22 protein-coding genes and 1 pseudogene are annotated in these 17,070 nt (G+C 67.3%); 16 read left to right on the top strand and 7 right to left on the bottom strand.

Features of this window, described 5'->3' with window-relative positions; translation table 11 throughout:
- The first annotated feature begins 73 nt into the window (after positions 1–73).
- Positions 74–1,432, top strand: coding sequence for an AarF/ABC1/UbiB kinase family protein (locus AX690_RS00355; protein WP_066686561.1), 1,359 nt, complete (start codon positions 74–76; stop codon positions 1,430–1,432).
- A gap of 140 nt (positions 1,433–1,572) precedes the next feature.
- Here the strand turns inward: AX690_RS00355 and AX690_RS00350 are convergent, their stop codons facing one another.
- Together AX690_RS00350 and AX690_RS00345 are read right to left on the bottom strand one after the other, a co-directional pair.
- A complete protein-coding gene (locus AX690_RS00350) occupies positions 1,573–2,169 on the bottom strand; it encodes a hypothetical protein (protein WP_066686563.1) in 597 nt (198 codons plus the stop codon).
- Positions 2,159–2,659 (bottom strand): RNA polymerase sigma factor, encoded by a 501-nt coding sequence (locus AX690_RS00345; RefSeq protein WP_066686757.1) that lies wholly within the window; start codon positions 2,657–2,659, stop codon positions 2,159–2,161. Before AX690_RS00345 ends, AX690_RS00350 begins: the two co-directional genes overlap by 11 nt.
- 103 nt (positions 2,660–2,762) lie before the next feature.
- Here AX690_RS00345 and AX690_RS00340 point away from each other — a divergent pair, with 103 nt between their 5' ends.
- The 7 genes from AX690_RS00340 (at position 2,763) to AX690_RS00310 (ending at position 8,502) form a co-directional block, all read left to right on the top strand.
- Positions 2,763–3,236, top strand: a complete 474-nt coding sequence (locus AX690_RS00340; RefSeq protein WP_066686565.1) for a PaaI family thioesterase — start codon at positions 2,763–2,765, stop codon at positions 3,234–3,236.
- Between the two features lie 3 nt (positions 3,237–3,239).
- Entirely contained in the window at positions 3,240–4,163 is a 924-nt protein-coding gene (locus AX690_RS00335; protein WP_066686567.1) for an alpha/beta fold hydrolase, read from the top strand.
- A gap of 56 nt (positions 4,164–4,219) precedes the next feature.
- On the top strand, positions 4,220–5,155 hold the full coding sequence (locus tag AX690_RS00330) for a glycosyltransferase family 9 protein (protein ID WP_231732058.1): 936 nt from the start codon (positions 4,220–4,222) through the stop codon (positions 5,153–5,155).
- A 60-nt stretch (positions 5,156–5,215) separates the two neighbouring features.
- Positions 5,216–5,446, top strand: a complete 231-nt coding sequence (locus AX690_RS00325) for an aa3-type cytochrome c oxidase subunit IV (RefSeq protein ID WP_066686571.1) — start codon at positions 5,216–5,218, stop codon at positions 5,444–5,446.
- A 117-nt stretch (positions 5,447–5,563) separates the two neighbouring features.
- Positions 5,564–6,706 (top strand): Re/Si-specific NAD(P)(+) transhydrogenase subunit alpha, encoded by a 1,143-nt coding sequence (locus AX690_RS00320; protein ID WP_197426734.1) that lies wholly within the window; start codon positions 5,564–5,566, stop codon positions 6,704–6,706.
- A gap of 25 nt (positions 6,707–6,731) precedes the next feature.
- Positions 6,732–7,055, top strand: a complete 324-nt coding sequence (locus tag AX690_RS00315) for a proton-translocating transhydrogenase family protein (protein ID WP_066686573.1) — start codon at positions 6,732–6,734, stop codon at positions 7,053–7,055.
- 28 nt (positions 7,056–7,083) lie between these two features.
- Positions 7,084–8,502: an NAD(P)(+) transhydrogenase (Re/Si-specific) subunit beta gene (locus AX690_RS00310; RefSeq protein ID WP_066686581.1), complete on the top strand. Its 1,419-nt coding sequence runs from the start codon at positions 7,084–7,086 to the stop codon at positions 8,500–8,502.
- Between the two features lie 99 nt (positions 8,503–8,601).
- On the opposite strand, the gene AX690_RS00305 is transcribed toward AX690_RS00310, so the two are convergent.
- Positions 8,602–8,949: a UrcA family protein gene (locus AX690_RS00305; protein WP_066686585.1), complete on the bottom strand. Its 348-nt coding sequence runs from the start codon at positions 8,947–8,949 to the stop codon at positions 8,602–8,604.
- Positions 8,950–9,433: 484 nt separating this feature from the next.
- Here AX690_RS00305 and AX690_RS00300 point away from each other — a divergent pair, with 484 nt between their 5' ends.
- The gene (locus AX690_RS00300) at positions 9,434–10,132 is read left to right on the top strand and encodes a M23 family metallopeptidase (protein WP_231732057.1); all 699 of its coding nucleotides are present in this window, start codon (positions 9,434–9,436) and stop codon (positions 10,130–10,132) included.
- Positions 10,133–10,192: 60 nt separating this feature from the next.
- Positions 10,193–11,149, top strand: a complete 957-nt coding sequence (locus AX690_RS00295; RefSeq protein ID WP_082769411.1) for an alpha/beta hydrolase — start codon at positions 10,193–10,195, stop codon at positions 11,147–11,149.
- 73 nt (positions 11,150–11,222) lie between these two features.
- On the opposite strand, the gene rpsU is transcribed toward AX690_RS00295, so the two are convergent.
- Positions 11,223–11,459: a 30S ribosomal protein S21 gene (gene rpsU, locus AX690_RS00290; protein ID WP_082769410.1), complete on the bottom strand. Its 237-nt coding sequence runs from the start codon at positions 11,457–11,459 to the stop codon at positions 11,223–11,225.
- Positions 11,460–11,641: 182 nt separating this feature from the next.
- Here rpsU and AX690_RS00285 point away from each other — a divergent pair, with 182 nt between their 5' ends.
- Entirely contained in the window at positions 11,642–12,322 is a 681-nt protein-coding gene (locus AX690_RS00285) for a COQ9 family protein (RefSeq protein ID WP_066686590.1), read from the top strand.
- An 8-nt stretch (positions 12,323–12,330) separates the two neighbouring features.
- Here the strand turns inward: AX690_RS00285 and AX690_RS00280 are convergent, their stop codons facing one another.
- A complete protein-coding gene (locus AX690_RS00280; protein ID WP_066686592.1) occupies positions 12,331–12,840 on the bottom strand; it encodes a DUF1465 family protein in 510 nt (169 codons plus the stop codon).
- 193 nt (positions 12,841–13,033) lie between these two features.
- A complete protein-coding gene (locus AX690_RS00275) occupies positions 13,034–13,240 on the bottom strand; it encodes a DUF1192 domain-containing protein (protein WP_066686761.1) in 207 nt (68 codons plus the stop codon).
- Between the two features lie 75 nt (positions 13,241–13,315).
- Here AX690_RS00275 and AX690_RS00270 point away from each other — a divergent pair, with 75 nt between their 5' ends.
- The 4 genes and pseudogenes from AX690_RS00270 to AX690_RS00260 all read left to right on the top strand — a co-directional run bounded on the left by AX690_RS00270 (position 13,316) and on the right by AX690_RS00260 (position 16,021).
- Entirely contained in the window at positions 13,316–14,293 is a 978-nt protein-coding gene (locus AX690_RS00270; RefSeq protein ID WP_066686594.1) for an NAD(P)H-quinone oxidoreductase, read from the top strand.
- A gap of 18 nt (positions 14,294–14,311) precedes the next feature.
- Positions 14,312–14,423, top strand: a pseudogene (locus AX690_RS24065) (hypothetical protein); the annotation flags it as partial.
- Between the two features lie 4 nt (positions 14,424–14,427).
- Entirely contained in the window at positions 14,428–15,195 is a 768-nt protein-coding gene (locus AX690_RS00265; protein ID WP_231732056.1) for a DUF72 domain-containing protein, read from the top strand.
- A gap of 112 nt (positions 15,196–15,307) precedes the next feature.
- Positions 15,308–16,021 carry a DUF1013 domain-containing protein gene (locus AX690_RS00260; RefSeq protein WP_066686599.1) on the top strand — a complete coding sequence of 238 codons (714 nt, stop codon included), beginning with the start codon at positions 15,308–15,310 and terminating at the stop codon, positions 16,019–16,021.
- A gap of 115 nt (positions 16,022–16,136) precedes the next feature.
- Here the strand turns inward: AX690_RS00260 and AX690_RS00255 are convergent, their stop codons facing one another.
- Complete coding sequence (locus AX690_RS00255; protein ID WP_066686601.1) at positions 16,137–16,310, bottom strand: YdcH family protein; 174 nt, start codon at positions 16,308–16,310, stop codon at positions 16,137–16,139.
- 129 nt (positions 16,311–16,439) lie between these two features.
- On the opposite strand from AX690_RS00255, the gene AX690_RS00250 reads away from it, so the two are divergent.
- Positions 16,440–17,069 (top strand): UbiX family flavin prenyltransferase, encoded by a 630-nt coding sequence (locus AX690_RS00250; protein WP_066686603.1) that lies wholly within the window; start codon positions 16,440–16,442, stop codon positions 17,067–17,069.
- Position 17,070 lies beyond the last annotated feature (1 nt).

Raw genomic sequence — 17,070 nt, 5'->3', positions numbered from 1 at the left:
CCGCGCGACCCCTCATCCGTCGCTTCGCGACACCTTCTCCCGCAAGGGGAGAAGGGATTGGAGCGTTGATCTGATGGTGCAAGACCCCGAACGTGACCGTCTCTCCGGCCGCCTCTCTCGCTTCGCCAAGGTGGGCGCGGGCCTCTCTGGCGCCGCCGTCAGCTACGGCGCCAACCGGATGTTCGGCGGCGACGAGGCCGACGCCCGCAACGCCAAGGCGCTGAAGGCGGCGCTGGGCGGGCTGAAGGGGCCGCTGATGAAGGCGGCGCAGATGTTCGCCACCGTGCCCGACCTCCTGCCGCCCGAATTCGCCAAGGAGCTGGCCGAGTTGCAGACCAACGCGCCAGCCATGGGCTGGCCGTTCGTGCGCCGGCGCATGGCGGCCGAGCTGGGCGCCGACTGGCAGGGCAAGTTCGCGAGCTTCGAGCACGAGGCCGCCGCGGCCGCTTCGCTGGGCCAGGTGCACCGCGCCACGAGCCACGACGGTCGGGCCCTGGCCGTGAAGCTGCAGTATCCGGACATGCAGAGCGCGGTCGAAAGCGACCTGGGCCAGCTGCGCGCCCTGATCAATCTCTTCAAGCGGATGGACGGCTCGATCGACCCGTCCGAAATGATCGTCGAGATCGGCGACCGGCTGCGCGAGGAGCTGGACTACGCCCGCGAGGCCAAGCTGATGGCGCTTTACGGGACCTTCTTCGCCGGCCGCGAGGACATCCGCACGCCGACGCCGGTTCCGGAGTTGTCCACGGGCCGCCTGCTGTCGATGACCTGGTTGGACGGGCAGGGGCTGCTGACCTTCAAGACCGCGCCGCAGGAGGTCCGCGACCGCATCGCCGCCCTGCTGTTCGAGGCCTGGTGGAGCCCGATGACGCATCTGGGCATCATTCACGGCGACCCGCATCTGGGGAACTACACCTTCGGGGGCCCAGAGGGGGGAAAGCTCGCGGCGCACCTGAACCTGCTGGATTTCGGCTGCATCCGCATTTTCCCACCGAAGTTCGTGGCCGGGGTGGTGCGGCTCTATCGCGCCCTGTCCAACGACGATCGCGCCGAGCAGATGGAGGCCTATCGCACCTGGGGCTTCCAGGGGCTGACCGACGAGCTGGTCGACACCTTGAACGTCTGGGCCCGCTTCATCTACGGCCCGTTGCTGGACGACCGGGTCCGCACCGTCGCCGACGACGTCCCGCCCGGCGAGTACGGCCGTCGCGAGGCCTTCAAGGTGCGCCAGGCCCTGAAGGCGGTCGGCGGCGTCACCATTCCCCGCGAGTTCGTGTTCATGGACCGCGCCGCCATCGGCCTCGGCGCGGCCTTCCTGCACCTGGGCGCCAGCCACAACTGGCGCCGGATGTTCGAGGCCTCGCAGGAAGGTTTCTCGGAAGAGGCCGTGGCCGAGCGGCAGGCCAAGGCGCTGGCGGCGGTGGGGATCTAGAAAACCGATCTTCCCGGCGAATGCCGGGACCCAGATCTCAAAACGCCTGATCTAATGGGAGGCGCGCCGCGTCCTTAGAGCCCACTTCAACACTCTTCCATCTGGGCCCCGGCATTCGCCGGGGAAATCGGAATAGTGGGTTACTCATACTCCTTCAGCAACGCCTCCAGCCGCCGCTGTTCGGGCTTCATGACCCCGAAATACCGCGCCGTGTTCCAGGTGACGCTGGCGCCGAGGGCCAGGCCGAAGACCAGCAGCATCTGCCAGGCGTCGCGTTCCGTCGCCTTGCCGACCTGGTGCAACTGCGTGACGCTGAACAGCATTGGGACAAGGAAGACCGGCAGCATCACCAGGAAGACCTTCATATTGGTCCGCGCCCGCCGGTTGGCGGAGAGCATGGCCGCGAGGGTGTCGCGCATCGATCCCTGGTCCTGACTCCGCCGGTGGCGCAGCAGCACGCCGGCGACGAGAATCGCTCCCAGGACCAGCCAGCAAACGCCCAGCATCACGAGGGCGCCCCACTCGCGGGCTGGATCCAGGCGCCCCTGGGCGATCGCCCGGACCGCGATGGCGGTGAAGATCGACATGGCGATCATCGGGATGGCGAACAGCAGGATCTCGCCGCGGCGACGAGCCTTCAGAGACTTCATAACTTCCTCCATCAGATAGGCCTGGGCGCGGGCGTCAAGCGTGTTGGCGGGCGAGCGCCAGGCGGCTTCGAGACGGTCAAACTCCATGGTCGTCCTCCACGAGGCTGGCGATGCGCTGGCGGATCCGGGTCAGCCGCGCCCCGACATTGGTTTCCGAAAGGCCGTGCAGGCGGGCGATCTCGGCATAGGGCAGGCCGTCCAGCGACAGCAGGATCAGCGAGCGTTCGATCGGCGGCAGACGGCGGATCGCCGCGTAGAGTGTCTCCAGCAACGCGCCCTGCGGATCGGTCCCGGCCTCGCGCGTCAGCAGCTCGGCCTCGATCGCCACGCCGCGGGTCCGTCGGCGAGCCTCGCCGCGGCGCCAGGTGAGGGCGGCGTTGTGGGCCACGCGGTGGGCGAAGGTGCTCGCGGCGCTTTCGGCCCGGAACCTTGGCCGCGCCTTCCACAAGGCCAGCGACATCTCCTGCAGCAGGTCGTGCTGGTCCGGCGGTTCGGCGAAGGCCCGCGCCGTCCGGTGCAGCATCGGCAGATGCGGCGCCAGCCAGTCGGCGAAGTCCCTGTCGACGTCTCTGGCGATGTCCCGGCCCATCGATCCCCCGTTTCGAAGAGGTTAGACACCGGCCGGACCCCCGTCCTTACGGAAGGCTTTCCTTTTTTCAAACGCTTGTTAGCCTGACCGCATGTCCGATGATCTGACAGACGCCCAGACAGCGGCGATCCCCGAAGGCTTTTCCCAGTTGAACTGGTCGCGTGGCTTTGGCCGGCAGATCGGCCCGCTGTTCGAGCATCGCGAGGGACCCGGCCAGGCCCGGCTGGCCTTCCGCGTCGAAGAGCACCACACCAACGGCCTGGGCAACTGCCACGGCGGCATGCTGATGAGCTTCGCCGACATGGCGTGGGGGCGGATCATCTCTCTGCAGAAGTCCTACAGCTGGGTCACCGTGCGGCTGATGTGCGACTTCCTGTCGGGCGCCAAGCTGGGCGACTGGGTGGAAGGCGAGGGCGAGCTGATCGCCGAGGAGGACCTGGTGTTCACCGTGCGCGGCCGCATCTGGTGCGGCGACCGGACCCTGATCACCGGCGCCGGGATCTTCAAGGCTTTGAGCCCGCGCAAGCCGCGCCCGGGCGAGTTGAACTACAAGGAAGAGGCGTAAGGCATGGCCGACGACCAGTCCGCCCCCGCCTCGTTGCTCGCGCCGTTCCACGGCGAGCCCCCGCCCGCGCCGGCCTGGTTCGACGCGACGATCGCCCACGCCCCCCAGCGCTCGACCATCGCCGTCGAAGGCGCGAACATCGAACTCCTGACCTGGGGCGAGGTCGGCAAGCCGGGCCTGCTGTTCCTGCACGGCAATGGCGCCCACGCCGACTGGTGGAGCTTCATCGCGCCCTTCTTCGCCAAAGAGTGGCGGGTCGCGGCGATCTCATGGTCGGGCATGGGCGGCAGCGACTGGCGCCCCGCCTACAGCGCTGAGCTGTTCGCGGCCGAGATCTTCGCGGCCGCTGAGGCGGCGGGCCTGGAGGCGGGCGGGGTCAAGCCGATCGTGGTCGGCCACTCGTTCGGCGGCTTCCCGACCCTCTATTGCGCCGCGCGCCACCCCGAGCGCTTGCGCGGGGCGATCATGGTCGACAGCAGCATCCAGCCGCCGGAAAAGCGCTGGAAGGGTCCGCCGCCGCGCTCGGGTCACGGCCTGCCGTCCTATCCGACCCTGGAAGAAGCGCTGACCCGCTTCCGTCTGGCGCCGCCGCAGCCCTGCGAGAACCTCTACATCGCCGACTTCATCGCCCGCCGCTCACTGAAACAGGTCGACGGCGCCTGGACCTGGAAGTTCGATCCGGACCTCTGGCACAATTTCCGCATGCCCGATCTGGGGGCTCTGCTGCCCCAGATCGCTTGTCCGGCCGCCTTGATGTGGGGCGAACGCTCGAACCTGATGCATGCCGAGACCGTCGACTATATGCTCGCGCAGATGCCTAAGGACGTGCTGCTCTTGCCTATTCCCGACGCCGACCACCACGTGATGATCGACCAGCCCCTGGCCTTCGTGACCGGGTTGCGAGGATTGCTGGCGGCCTGGGCCTGACGGCCGTGACCGGACCCGTCCTCGTCTATGCGCCTGATCGTGGGATCGGCGACCTGATGTGGCACCTGCCGACCATCCGCGCGATCGCGGCGACCACGCCCGAGGGGCGGGTGGTCCTGGTCGCCCGGCCCTCCAGCCGAGCGGCCGAGGTGCTGAGGGTCGAGCCGAGCGTCGCGCGGGTGCTCTATGCGCCGCACTATAAGGACCGCTTGAAGGGCGTTCGCGAAACCCTCGACTTCCATCGTCTGTGCAAGGTCGAGAAGCCGCGCGCGGTCTGGATCCTCGAGAAGATCGACCGCCCCGCCATCGCCGCCTTCCTGGCTGGCGTGCCCGAGCGGCGTGGCTTCGGCTTGGGCCATGGCCAGGAGCGATTCCTGAACAAGGGGCCCTTCCTGGCCAAGGCCATGCGTCCGGCGCACCGGCTCGACAAGCTGGCCGCCTTCGAAGCGGCCCACGGCCTGGCGGTCGAGAGCCGCGAGCCCGCCCTCAAGCTCGATCCCGCCGCGGTCGCCGCGGTGAAGGCTCGATACGCCGCTCATCCTGGGCCTTGGCTGTGCCTGGGCATCGGCGCCAGCGAACCCGCGCGCACCTGGCCGGCCGAGCGCTTCGCGCAGACAGCCGCGCGCCTGTCGGACCTGTTTGGAACCGTGTTCTGGGTCGGCGGCCCTCACGAGGCGCAAGCGGCCAAGGCCGCGATCGGCGCGCTGCCCGGCAATGTCGTCGCCTGCGACCTGCCGCTGGACCAGTCGGCGGCCCTGATCGCCTTGTCGGCGGGGTTCCTCGGCAACGACTCCGGCGCGCTGAACGTCGCCGCCGCGGTCGGCACGCCCTGCATAGGCTTGATGGGTACGGCGCCGGTGCCGGCCTATTCGCGCTGGCTGACTCGCCTCGATGGGGGCGAGGGACGAATCGCGGATATCACTGTCGATCAGGCCGTAGAGGCGGTGCGTGCGCGTTTCGCCGCCGAGGCCTGGGGCAATTCGGACGCTTGAGCCCTGGCGGCCCGCGTTGTATCGGGCGAGGGCGTAATTCTTTTCCACTGAGGACGACACATGGCCGGCGACTATCACCGCGGTGAAATGGATATCTCGGAACAGGCGGCGACCTACGCCGCGTTCGGCAAGATGACGAAGTGGGGCTCGCTGGCCGTCTCCGTCCTGCTGCTGTTCATCACCCTGCTGTTCTGCACGCCGGCCGGTTTCGTTGGTAGCGCTATCGCTGCGATCGTGCTGCTGGCCCTGGGCGTTGTTCTGCTTCGCGAAAAGCCCGCTCCGGCCCACTGACACCGGTAGACATCGGCATATTTTTTCCCTGACCTGCACGTCATGCCTCGACAAGAGGCAAGACTATCCCCTACAGAGCGCCTCATCCTGATGAGGTAACAGCGCTCTGGGAGGGGTATGCCGATGGCCGTCATCGCCGTCACGAAAGAAACCCGCGCGAACGAGACGCGGGTCGCGGCCACGCCTGAAACCGTCAAGAAGCTCGGCGCGGCCGGCTTCTCGGTGGTCGTGCAGGCAGGCGCGGGGACGGCCGCGTCCTATCCGGACGCCGACTACGAAGCGGCTGGGGCCAAGATCGCCAAGACCGCCAAGGACGCGATCAAGGACGCTGATGTCCTGTTCAAGGTCCGCGCGCCCGAAGCCGCCGAGATCGCGGCCCTGAAGAGCGGCGCGATCGTCGCCGCCGCGCTCAATCCCTACCAGGACAAGGAGACGCTGGACGCCCTGGCCAAGGCCGGCGCGACCGCGATCGCCATGGAGTTCATCCCGCGCATCACCCGCGCCCAGGTGATGGACATGCTGTCCAGCCAAGCCAACCTCGCCGGCTATCGCGCCGTGATCGAGGGGGCCGAAGCCTATGGCAAGGCCCTGCCGATGATGATGACCGCCGCCGGCACCGTCGCCGCGGCCAAGGTGTTCATCATGGGCGTGGGCGTCGCCGGCCTGCAGGCCATCGCCACCGCTCGCCGCCTGGGCGCGGTGGTGACCGCCACCGACGTGCGTCCGGCCACCAAGGAGCAGGTCGAGTCGCTGGGCGCCAAGTTCCTGGCCGTCGAGGACGAGGAGTTCAAGAACGCCCAGACGGCCGGCGGCTACGCCAAGGAGATGTCCAAGGAATACCAGGCCAAGCAGGCCGAGCTGGTCTCCAGCCATATCGCCAAGCAGGACATCGTCATCACCACGGCCCTGATTCCCGGCCGTCCGGCGCCGAAGCTGGTCACCGCCGCCCAGGTGGCGTCGATGAAGCCTGGCTCGATCCTGGTCGACCTGGCCATCGAGCAGGGCGGTAACGTCGAAGGCGCCAAGCTGAACGAGACGGTCGTCACCCCGAACGGCGTGAAGATCCTCGGTCACGCCAACCTGCCCGGCCGCATCGCCGCCGACGCCAGCGCGCTCTATTCGCGGAACCTCGTGGCCCTGTCGGCTCTGTTCACGAACAAGGAGGGCGCCTTCGCCCCCGACTTCGAGGACGAAATCCTGAAGGCCGCCGTCGTCACCCAGGGCGGCGCGATCGTCCATCCGAACCTGAAGACCGCCTAACAACGCCATCGAAAGGGAGGCTCCCATGGAAGCCGTCGACCCCACCGTGTTCCGTCTGGCGATCTTCGTGCTCGCCATCTTCGTCGGCTACTACGTCGTCTGGAGCGTGACGCCCGCGCTGCACACGCCGCTGATGGCCGTGACCAACGCCATCTCGTCGGTGATCATCGTCGGCGCCCTGCTGGCCGCCGCCGCCCATGGCGCCGCGGGTGAAGCCGCCGCCGGCTCGGTCTGGATCTCCAAGGGCGCAGGCGCGATCGCCGCGGCCTTCGCGGCGGTCAACATCTTCGGCGGCTTCCTGGTCACCCAGCGCATGCTGGCGATGTACAAGAAGAAAGAGAAGAAGTGAGCGGGCGAGAGCAGGGGGAAACACTGACATGAACGCCAATCTCGCCGCCATCCTGTACCTCGTCTCCGGGGTGCTGTTCATCCTGGCGCTGCGTGGGCTTTCGAGCCCCGAGACCAGCCGCAAGGGCAACACCTACGGCATGGTCGGCATGGCCATCGCCGTGGCCACCGTGCTGTCGACCCTGTGGTCGCAAGGCGCGTTGGACGCCGTCACCCTGGGCCTGATCGCCGCCGGCGTCGCCGTCGGCGGCGGCGTGGGCGCGGTGATCGCCCGCCGCGTGCCGATGACCTCGATGCCGCAACTGGTCGCCGCCTTCCACTCGCTGGTCGGCATGGCCGCCTGCCTGGTGGCCGTGGCCGCCATCTACACGCCCGCCGCCTACGGCATCGTCGGCGCGGACGGCCATATCCACCTCAACAGCCTGATCGAGCTGTCGCTGGGCCTGGCCATCGGCGCCATCACCTTCACGGGCTCGGTCATCGCCTTCGCCAAGCTGAACGGCAATATGAGCGGCGCGCCGATCCTGCTGCCGGCTCGCCACCTGCTGAACATCCTGATCGCGGCCGGCATCGTGGCCCTGATCGTGGCGCTGGTGGTCAGCGGCGGCCAGGCCAAGTGGGCCTTCTGGGGCATCTTCGCCCTGTCCCTGCTGATCGGCGTCACCCTGATCATCCCGATCGGCGGCGCGGACATGCCGGTCGTGGTGTCGATGCTGAACAGCTATTCCGGCTGGGCGGCGGCGGCTCTCGGCTTCACGCTCGAGAACACCACCCTGATCATCACCGGCGCGCTCGTCGGCTCGTCGGGCGCGATCCTGTCCTACATCATGTGCAAGGGCATGAACCGCTCGTTCGTCTCGGTGATCCTGGGCGGCTTCGGCGCCGACGCCGCGGCCGCCGGCCCCGGGGGCAAGGTCGAGACCCGTCCCGTGAAGCAGGGCAGCGCCGACGACGCGGCCTTCATCATGAAGAACGCCAGCAAGGTGATCATCGTCCCGGGCTACGGCATGGCCGTGTCCCAGGCCCAGCACGCCCTGCGCGAAATGGCCGACAAGCTGAAGGAGGAGGGCGTCGAGGTGAAGTACGCCATCCACCCCGTCGCCGGCCGCATGCCGGGCCACATGAACGTCCTGCTGGCCGAGGCCAACGTTCCCTATGACGAGGTCTTCGAGCTGGAGGACATCAACAGCGAGTTCTCGACGGCCGACGTGGCCTTCGTGATCGGCGCCAATGACGTCACCAACCCGGCCGCCAAGACCGACCCGCAGAGCCCGATCTTCGGCATGCCGATCCTGGACGTCGAAAAGGCTCGCACCGTCCTCTTCGTGAAGCGCGGCATGTCCTCGGGCTATGCCGGCGTCGAGAACGAGCTGTTCTTCAAGGACAACACCATGATGCTGTTCGCCGACGCCAAGAAGATGGTCGAAGGCATCGTGAAGGGGCTCTAAGGCTTCTTCATCTTAAGGACGCGAAAGGCCCCGGCGGTGACGCCGGGGCCTTTTTCGTTCTCGGCGGACGGGCGGCGGAGGAAGCGCGCCGCCTTCCGATCACTTTGCGGCGACCTTCACGGTCGGGGCGTTGGCCGCGTGGGCGAGGGCCTGTCGCTTGGCTTCCGGCAGCTGGTGTTCGGCCTGGCGAAGGCCATCGGCGACGCAAGCGCGGAGGGGCATGGCGAGGTCGCCGCTGTTCATCTTGGCGTAGCAGAGCTTGGTGGCGGCGGCTTCGACGCGGGCCTTGAACACCGCGGCCTGGGCGGGATCGGCCAGGTTCAGGTCGCCGTAGGCGATGCGGGCGGTCGGCTCGGCCGCGTTGGCGGCTTGCGTCAGGCCCAGGACCGGAATGGCCGCCAAGCTCAGGCTGGCGACGGTGGTGACGCTCGTGATGAACTTGCGCATTGGAAGTATCCCTCTGGATGACGCTGTTTTTAGCGCCGATGAATACTGTCTAATGTCGCGATATCGCGGAGTCCCGTTACGTCTCATTCATGACGTGTAATTAAGGGAATTAATGAATATCAATAAATTACTTCGATGTAATTTATTTGAGGCGGAGTTGCGTCTCCGCGCGATGTCATGCGTCCTGGCGTCTGGCTCAAGGTGTCGATTGGCAGCTTCAAGTCGAATGGATGCGCTATCAGAGAAAATCGGACCGAGAACCCAGATTATCGCAAACGAATGGTTAAGCTGCGCCCTGTTTTGGTCAAAACGGCCAGTCATAGAGCCCGCCATTCATGATCCTGAAAGGTCAAGTATGTGAGTTGAGCCGCCTTGGCGCGGTCCTCTCGATTGACCGGATATCGCGAGAGGTAGTGGTTTGATTTCCAGAAGCCTGGCTATTCCAGCTCAACAACTGCGTGTGGCGTTTCTCGTGGCTTTGGGTGTGGCGGCCACGGTTGGCGCCTTGAACGGCGTTGCGGCGTTCGGCGCCTGGATGACCGAGCCGCCCGCCGTCGCGGCGGCCGACGAGGGCGTCGCGCCGCCCGTAACGGAGCTCGAAGCTCCGGAGCCGCCGCCCCCCGCCTTCGTGTTCGACGCGCCGCTGCCGGGCCGGGTCATCGACTCGCCGTTCGGCCTGCGCCAGCTGCCTTGGGAAGAGAACGGCCGCCTGCACCAGGGCGTCGACATCGCCGCCCCCGCCGGCGCGCTGGTCAAGGCCTCGGCCGACGGCGTGGTCAAGCGCACCGGCGTCAGCCCCACCTATGGCCGTTTCGTCGAGGTGATGCACAAGGGCGGCATGACCACCCTCTACGCCCACCTCAAGGCCCCCGCCCGTGGCGTCAAGCAGGGCGCCTATGTCCGCCGGGGATCGACGGTGGCCTTTGTCGGCAATTCGGGGCGCTCGACTGGCTCGCACCTGCATTTCGAGATTCGCAAGGGCGACAAGCCGCTGAACCCGGCCTTCTTCATCGGGCGCAGCTTCGCCGAGGCCGAGGACATGCCGATCCGCGCGGCGGGGCGGGTCTCCAAGAAGGTGCGCCTGGCGGTCGTGTCGAAATGGCCCGACGGCGTGAAGGGTGCGCCGGTCACGCGGACCAAGAGCGGCCGGGTGCGAACCCGGATCCCGGTCTCGGAAGGATAAAACTCCGCACCCCGCGCAACGCGCCTCGACGCGTCGCAAACCGTCCCTACATTGAACGCCATGATCCAGTTTCTCGGCCGTGGCGTCGCGGGCTTCGCGCTCCTGCTTGTGTCCTATATCGCGGTCGGGGGGCTGATGACCGCCGCCGGCGCGCCCAAGGCCCGGGGGCAGATGGTCGAGATCGAGCCCGGGCGCGCGCTGAGGCTGGTCTGCGAAGGCCCCAAGAGCGATCGGCCGGTCGTCTGGCTGGAGTCGGGCGCTTTTGGCCTCGCGGCGGACTGGGGGGCGGTTCAGGAGGCCCTGACCGCCGCCGGCTGGCGCTCCTGCGCCTATGACCGCGCCGGCATGGGCTTTTCCCCGCCTGGACCGAAGCCGCGCGACGGCTTGGCCATAGTCTACGACTTCGAGAAGCTGATCGCCGTCTCGGGCGAGCCTGGGCCCTATATCCTGGTCGGACACTCGATGGCCGGCTTGCGTCTGCGTGAGTTCGCCGGCCGCAATCCCGACAAGGTGGCGGGCCTGGTGCTGGCCGACGCCGCTGGACCCGAAGCCGCCCAGGACCCGCGAATGCAGAGCTTCATCAACGCCTTCGCCAACATCTCGAAATGGGCGGCGCGCGGGGCGTCGATCGGCCTCTACAAGCCGCTGGTCCACACGCGCCTGGGCGACAAGATCGACCTGCCGCCGGCCGCCAAGGCCGAGAAGGGTTGGGCCTTCGCCAATGGCCGCCACAATCGCACCGCGGCCGAGGAGGTTAGCCTGTGGGCGGAAGCCTCGGCCCAGGCCGGCCGGCAGCCGCCTTTTGATCCGAAGTGGCCCGTGGCCGTTGTCACCGCCGGTCCGGTCGCTGGCCGCGAGGCGCGCAAGGAGATGCAGGCCGCTCCGGCTCGGCGCTCGGAGCACGGCATGATCGACCACGTCGAGGCCGCCACCCACACCCTGCTGATCGGCCGCCGCTTCGCCGACCATATCGTCCGGGCCGTGGCGTTCGTGGCCGAGGCGCGGGGCAAGGGCTGATCCAGACACGACGAAGGCCGCGCGGATCGCCGCGCGGCCTTCGAAATCTTCGGCGATGCGAAGGGAAGGGGTCTTAGCGACCGCCAGCTTTCTTCGGCATCGGCAGCAGGCCTTCGCGCTGAGCGCGCTTGCGGGCCAGCTTGCGAGCGCGACGGACGGCTTCGGCCTTTTGGCGAGCGCGCTTTTCCGACGGCTTTTCGTAGTGCACGTGCCGCTTCATTTCGCGGAACGAGCCTTCGCGTTGCATCTTCTTCTTCAGAGCCTTCAGGGCCTGATCGACGTTGTTGTCGCGGACGAAAATCTGGACCAGGGGTATCTCTCCATTCGACAGCCCGACCAATATTCCCAAGTCCCTCTTGAGGGGCCGGGCGGGCGAACAAAACCGGGTAACCTGGAAGGGGTGCTCCCAGGCGATGAGGCGGGGCTGATAGCAGAGCGCGCGCGTCCTGTCCATGCGCGACGCGGCTTAAACACCGGTGTAGACTCGGATTCATGAGCGAAAATATCGACACATCTGGTCAAGCTTCGGGTCAGGCGGGCGCTAGCTGGGCCGACTCGACCGAGCAACTCATCCTGGACGAGGCCCTGCGCCTGGCGCCGAGCGCCGGCTGGAACGCCGGACTCGTCAGCCGGGCCCTGGCGGCGGCTGGGCTTTCAGAGGCTGAGGGCCAGCTCCTGATGCCCGAGGGGCCGCGAGACCTGGCCGCCCTGCTGTCGCGACGCCATGACGCGGCGGCCATGGAGCGCCTACGGGCCTTGGATCTGGCGACCCTGAAGATCCGACAGCGGATTCGCGAAGGCGTGATCGCCCGACTCGACGCGGCCCAGGAGAATGGCGACGTGCTGCGGCCGCTGGCCGTGTTCCTGGCCTTCCCGACGAATCTGCCGCTGGCCGGCAGGCTGACCTGGGAGACCGCCGACGCGATCTGGCGCTGGGCCGGCGATACGGCGACCGACGAGAACCACTACTCCAAGCGGGCGATCCTGTCAGGCATCCTGGTCTCGACCCTGGCCGTCGATATGGCCTCGGGCCGGACCTCGGCGCTGTCGCACCTGGACGCCCGCATCGACAACGTCATGGCCTTCGAGAAGTGGAAGGCGGGCCTCAAGCCGATGGATCTCGCCACCGAGATGGTCGAGGGGCTGGCGAAGATGCGGTACGGCGCGCGGTAGGGCTGGGACTACCCCCCGAACGCCGCCGCCAGGCGGTCGAAGTGGGCCTGCACCGGCCGCGGGGCCTCTTCGCTGGGCGATTCCACGTACATGCGGCGATCCAGGTGCCGGACGCGCTCGTACAGGCGCTCGGAGCGGTGCAGCAGGTTCGTCAGGCCGAACGGCAGGTCCTCGATCGGGGAGGGATCGCCGATCATTTCCTCGGCCAGGCGGTAGTTCTCGGCGCAGGCGGCTTCCGGCGGCATCTCGCCCTCGCGGACGGCGCGCTGGACCAGCAGCCACGAGGCCACCTGCATCAGGCGGGTGGTCAGGCGCATGCTTTCGCTGGCGTAGCTGAGGGCGGCGTTGCGCGAGAGGATCTTGCTGTCATGCCGGCCGGCGCCGTCGAGATAGGCGGCGGTCTCCTCGACCAGCTGCATGCCTTCCTCGAACGTGCGGTCGAACAGTTCCGATCGGGCGAAGTCCTGGATGACTCCGGCGCGCCAAGGCGTATCGGCCAACGCGTTGACTTCGGTCATAGCTACTCAATGCCCCTTCGAAAGGCCGCGAGGACATCTCGCTCGGAACGAGGGAACTGCAACCCTCGTGCCAGACGCCGATGTGCCGTTTCGCGACCCGCCCCCATCGAACCGATCACCTATAAAGACCGTCCGAAAGCGGATTGGAATGCTTTAAGACGTCAGTAACCTCACCGAAACCTTAAAGGAACCGTTAGTCGAGGCGACCAAACAGCGCATTGGCCGCGTCGCGGCCTGCTTTCTTCTTGGCCAGCTGGGCCTTGGTGCGCTCGATTTCGGCCTGCAGGGCCTCGATCCGCTCTTCCAATTCCGCAACGCCGTAGATTTCCAGATCCTCATGCGTGGCTTCGCTCAGAGCGCGTCCGCTGAAGGCGCGCGGTTCCGCAGCATCCTCGAACATCGGCATTCTCCCTTTTCCAGCCGTCATCTGACGCCTACCTAGGCCGCAAGGCAAGTGACTGGAAGGGAGCCGCCCATGGGCGAGACGATGACCGCGATCGCGATCGAAGGCGGCAAGGGACCCGCCGAGGCCCTGAAGGCCGTGACGGCGGAGCGTCCCGAACCGGGACCGGGCCAGATCCTGATCAAGGTCGCCGCCGCCGGGGTGAATCGTCCTGACCTGCTGCAGCGCCTGGGCTTCTATCCGCCGCCGCCCGGCGCGCCGACGACCCTGGGCCTGGAGGTCGCCGGCGAAGTCGTTGTGGGCGCGGGCCGCTGGAAGGCCGGCGACAAGGTCTGCGCCCTGCTGGGCGGCGGGGGCTATGCCGAATACGCCGTCGTCGACGCCCGCCACGCCCTGCCGATTCCCGGCGACCTTGACCTCGTCCACGCCGCGGCCCTGCCGGAGACGGTGTTCACGGTCTTCGCCAACGTCTTCGAGCACGGCGCCCTGAAGGCCGGGGAGACCCTGTTGGTTCATGGTGGGACGTCCGGAATTGGGACGACCGCGATCGCCATGGCCAAGGCCGCCGGCGCCAAGGTCATCGCCACCGGACGCGGCGCCGACAAGAAGGCCAAGGCGCTCGAGTTGGGCGCCGACATCGCCGTCGACGCCAAGACCGAGGACTTCGCCGAGGTCGTGAAGGCCGCCGGCGGCGCCGACGTGATCCTCGACATGGTCGGGGCCAGCTATTTCGAGAAGAATCTCGACGCCCTGAACACCGGCGGCCGCATCGTCTACATCGCCAGCCTGGGCGGCTCGACGCTGGAAGTCCCGGTGATGAAGATCATGCAGAAGCGCGCGGTGATCACCGGCTCGACCCTGCGGCCCCGCTCGGCCGACGAGAAGGCGCGCCTCGCCGCCGAGGTCGAGCGCGTGGCCTGGCCCTGGGTGGCGGCCGGCAAGCTCAAGCCGATCGTCGACGCCACCTTCCCGCTCGCCGAAGCGGCCAAGGCTCATGCTCACCTCGAGGCCGGGGAGCACGTGGGCAAGGTGGTGCTGGTGGTTTCCTAAAGCCGATCTCCCCGGCGAATGCCGGGGCCCAGATCGAACCCACGAACCGATGACGTTGGGCAGGGTTTGGGGTGCGAACGCCCGAACCCCTCCGGATGAATCTGGGCCCCGGCATTCGCCGGGGAGGTCGGAGGATGAGATCGAACCTCGACCCCATCCCCCGCGTTCTTCCTCGCATGAGCGAGATCCGCATCGGTTGCTCCGGCTGGGCCTACAAGGACTGGCGCGGGCCGTTCTATCCGGAGACGATCCGGCTGAAGGATCACTTCGCCTATTACGCGTCCCGTTTCGACACGACCGAGATCAACGGCAGCTTCTATCGGCTTCCGTCGGAAGGCGCCGTGCGTGGCTGGGCGGACCAGGCGCCCGACGGCTTCGTCTTCGCCTGGAAGGTCTCGCGCTACATCACTCACAACAAAAAGCTGAAGGACTGCGAGGACAGCGTCGACCTGGTCTTCGGCCGCATGAAGCCGCTGGGCGAGCATCTGGGGCCGGCCCTGGTTCAACTGCCGCCGATGCTGCATCGGGACGACGAGTGGCTGAAGCGCTTTCTGTCGTGGTTGCCAAAGGGCCAGCGAGCCACCATCGAGTTCCGACACGACAGCTGGTACGACGAGGGCGTCTATTCGATCCTGCGCGACCACGGAATCGCGTTCTGTATCTCCGACCACCACGACGCGCCGTCGCCTTGGCTGGTCACCGCCGATTTCGCCTATGTCCGCGGCCACGGGCCTGGCGGTCATTACGCCGGCCGCTATCCTGAAAAGGACCTCAAGGCGTGGGCGGCGTTCCTGGCCGAGCAGCGCCAAGCGGGGCGCGACGCCTACAGCTACTTCGACAACGACATCAAAAGCGCCGCGCCGCAGGACGCCGACGTCCTCAAGGCCTTGGCTCCGCAATAGAATAGGGCGATGGGCGCTTAGTCCCCGTTCCCTTTTTCCGAGAACCGCATTATAGCGGTTACCACATCCCGCCCGGCCGAAAGGCCGGGCGCCGTCATTTCTGGAGGACCGCATGTCCGACATCCTGATGCCCAAGGCGACCGCCGTCTGGTTGGTGGACAACACCTCGCTCAGCTTCGAACAGATCGCCGATTTCTGCGGCCTGCACCCGCTGGAAGTGCGCGGCATCGCCGACGGCGAAGTGGCGCGCGACATCCGCGGCGCCGACCCGATCGGCAACGGCCAGCTGACCCGCGAGGAGCTGGACCGCGCCCAGGCCAATCCGGACTACCGGATGAAGGCCCAGGTCAGCCGCCACGCCGAACTGCTGAAGCCGCAGAAGAAGGCTCCGCGCTACACCCCGGTCTCGCGTCGCCAGGATCGTCCGGACGCCATCGCCTGGTTCCTGCGCCACCACCCCGAGGTGACCGACGCCCAGATCTCGAAGATCCTCGGCACCACCAAGGCCACGATCGAGCAGGTCCGCGCCCGCACGCACTGGAACGCGGCCAACATCAAGCCGGTCGATCCGGTGACCCTGGGCCTGGTCGGCCAGCTGGAGCTGGACGCCCTGGTCAAGAAGGCGGCCGAGAAGAAGGCCAAGGACGACCTGAAGAAGGGCATCCTGCCGGAAGACCCGACCCTGCGTCCCGCCTCGGAAGCCGGCCAGTTCGAGCCCGAGGTCGAGGAAGAGGAAGAAGACTTCCGCGCGCCCCGCGGCGACATCAAGGCCGAGGACGTGTTTGGCAAGTCGTTGGGCTATGTCGACGAGGAAGACGAAGACTAGGGTTTCAGGGGGCCGATCCTCCGGCGGACGCTGGAATGATCGGACGGTCGGAAAAAAGCAAAGGCCCCGCTCCTTGCCGGAGCGGGGCCTCTCGTTTTTCGGCTGCCGTTAGCAGCTAGTGCATTCGGGCGCGGAGGCCCTCGATCTCTTCCTTCAGCCTAAGCTTCTGGCGCTTCAGCTCTCGGAGCAGCGTCGGATCATAACCGGGTCGGTTGGTCTCCTCCTGGATCTTGCGGTCGAGGTTCTCGTGACGGGACCCAAGCTCGCGGATACGGGATTCGATGGCCATGGCTCTCGGCTCCTTGCTGTTGGAGAGGAAAGTGAACACCCGCTGCGCGACGCTGTCAGATCACATATGATTGCAACGGGCGGCGCTTGACGGGGCCGTTTTTGCTCCCATGACGGACGAACATTCACCATGACCGACGCTTCGAAGACCGTTGATCGCCCAAGGGAACCGGCGCGGCTAGCGGTCGGGATCACGGGCGCATCCGGCGTCGTCTACGGCCTGCGCACGCTGGACGCCCTGCGCGAGCTCGGCGTCGAGAGCCACTTGGTGTTGTCCAAATCGGCGGCATTGACGCTCGCTCAAGAGACAGGCCTGAGCGTCGCCGAGGTCAACGCCAAGGCCGACGTCGTCCATCGCCCGGCCGACGTCGGGGCGTCGATCGCCTCGGGCTCGTTCCGGACGCTGGGCATGATCGTCGCGCCGTGCTCGGTGCGGACGATGAGCGAGATCGCAACCGGCGTAACGTCTTCGCTGCTGACCCGCGCCGCCGACGTGACGCTGAAGGAGCGCCGGACGCTCGTGCTGATGATCCGCGAGACGCCGCTGCACCTGGGCCATCTGCGCACCATGACCAAGCTGGCCGAGATGGGCGCGGTGATCGCCCCGCCGCTGCCGGCCTTCTACGCTAAGCCCGCCTCGATCGCCGAGATGGTCGACCAGTCGGTGGGCCGCGCCCTCGACCTCTTCGACCTCTCCTGGCGGCCCGTGAAGCGCTGGGGGGAGGACCTCGAGACCATCACCGGCAAGGGTGAGGGTTAAC

The sequence above is a fragment of the Caulobacter sp. CCH9-E1 genome (assembly GCF_001556515.1).
Taxonomy (GTDB): domain Bacteria; phylum Pseudomonadota; class Alphaproteobacteria; order Caulobacterales; family Caulobacteraceae; genus Caulobacter.
This window is presented reverse-complemented; position numbering and strand designations above follow the sequence as displayed.

What these genes read in the sequence shown, in the direction of transcription:
- AX690_RS00265 (WP_231732056.1), top strand. Translation starts at nt 14,428, where the DNA reads ATGAGATCGAACCTCGACCCCATCCCCCGCGTTCTTCCTCGCATGAGC.
- AX690_RS00335 (WP_066686567.1), top strand. Translation starts at nt 3,240, where the DNA reads ATGGCCGACGACCAGTCCGCCCCCGCCTCGTTGCTCGCGCCGTTCCAC.
- AX690_RS00280 (WP_066686592.1), bottom strand. Translation starts at nt 12,840, where the DNA reads ATGACCGAAGTCAACGCGTTGGCCGATACGCCTTGGCGCGCCGGAGTC.
- AX690_RS00325 (WP_066686571.1), top strand. Translation starts at nt 5,216, where the DNA reads ATGGCCGGCGACTATCACCGCGGTGAAATGGATATCTCGGAACAGGCG.
- AX690_RS00305 (WP_066686585.1), bottom strand. Translation starts at nt 8,949, where the DNA reads ATGCGCAAGTTCATCACGAGCGTCACCACCGTCGCCAGCCTGAGCTTG.
- AX690_RS00250 (WP_066686603.1), top strand. Translation starts at nt 16,440, where the DNA reads ATGACCGACGCTTCGAAGACCGTTGATCGCCCAAGGGAACCGGCGCGG.
- AX690_RS00355 (WP_066686561.1), top strand. Translation starts at nt 74, where the DNA reads ATGGTGCAAGACCCCGAACGTGACCGTCTCTCCGGCCGCCTCTCTCGC.
- AX690_RS00315 (WP_066686573.1), top strand. Translation starts at nt 6,732, where the DNA reads ATGGAAGCCGTCGACCCCACCGTGTTCCGTCTGGCGATCTTCGTGCTC.
- AX690_RS00310 (WP_066686581.1), top strand. Translation starts at nt 7,084, where the DNA reads ATGAACGCCAATCTCGCCGCCATCCTGTACCTCGTCTCCGGGGTGCTG.
- AX690_RS00320 (WP_197426734.1), top strand. Translation starts at nt 5,564, where the DNA reads ATGCCGATGGCCGTCATCGCCGTCACGAAAGAAACCCGCGCGAACGAG.
- AX690_RS00255 (WP_066686601.1), bottom strand. Translation starts at nt 16,310, where the DNA reads ATGGCCATCGAATCCCGTATCCGCGAGCTTGGGTCCCGTCACGAGAAC.
- AX690_RS00270 (WP_066686594.1), top strand. Translation starts at nt 13,316, where the DNA reads ATGGGCGAGACGATGACCGCGATCGCGATCGAAGGCGGCAAGGGACCC.
- AX690_RS00340 (WP_066686565.1), top strand. Translation starts at nt 2,763, where the DNA reads ATGTCCGATGATCTGACAGACGCCCAGACAGCGGCGATCCCCGAAGGC.
- AX690_RS00275 (WP_066686761.1), bottom strand. Translation starts at nt 13,240, where the DNA reads ATGTTCGAGGATGCTGCGGAACCGCGCGCCTTCAGCGGACGCGCTCTG.
- AX690_RS00330 (WP_231732058.1), top strand. Translation starts at nt 4,220, where the DNA reads ATGTGGCACCTGCCGACCATCCGCGCGATCGCGGCGACCACGCCCGAG.
- AX690_RS00350 (WP_066686563.1), bottom strand. Translation starts at nt 2,169, where the DNA reads ATGGAGTTTGACCGTCTCGAAGCCGCCTGGCGCTCGCCCGCCAACACG.
- AX690_RS00260 (WP_066686599.1), top strand. Translation starts at nt 15,308, where the DNA reads ATGTCCGACATCCTGATGCCCAAGGCGACCGCCGTCTGGTTGGTGGAC.
- AX690_RS00295 (WP_082769411.1), top strand. Translation starts at nt 10,193, where the DNA reads ATGATCCAGTTTCTCGGCCGTGGCGTCGCGGGCTTCGCGCTCCTGCTT.
- AX690_RS00285 (WP_066686590.1), top strand. Translation starts at nt 11,642, where the DNA reads ATGAGCGAAAATATCGACACATCTGGTCAAGCTTCGGGTCAGGCGGGC.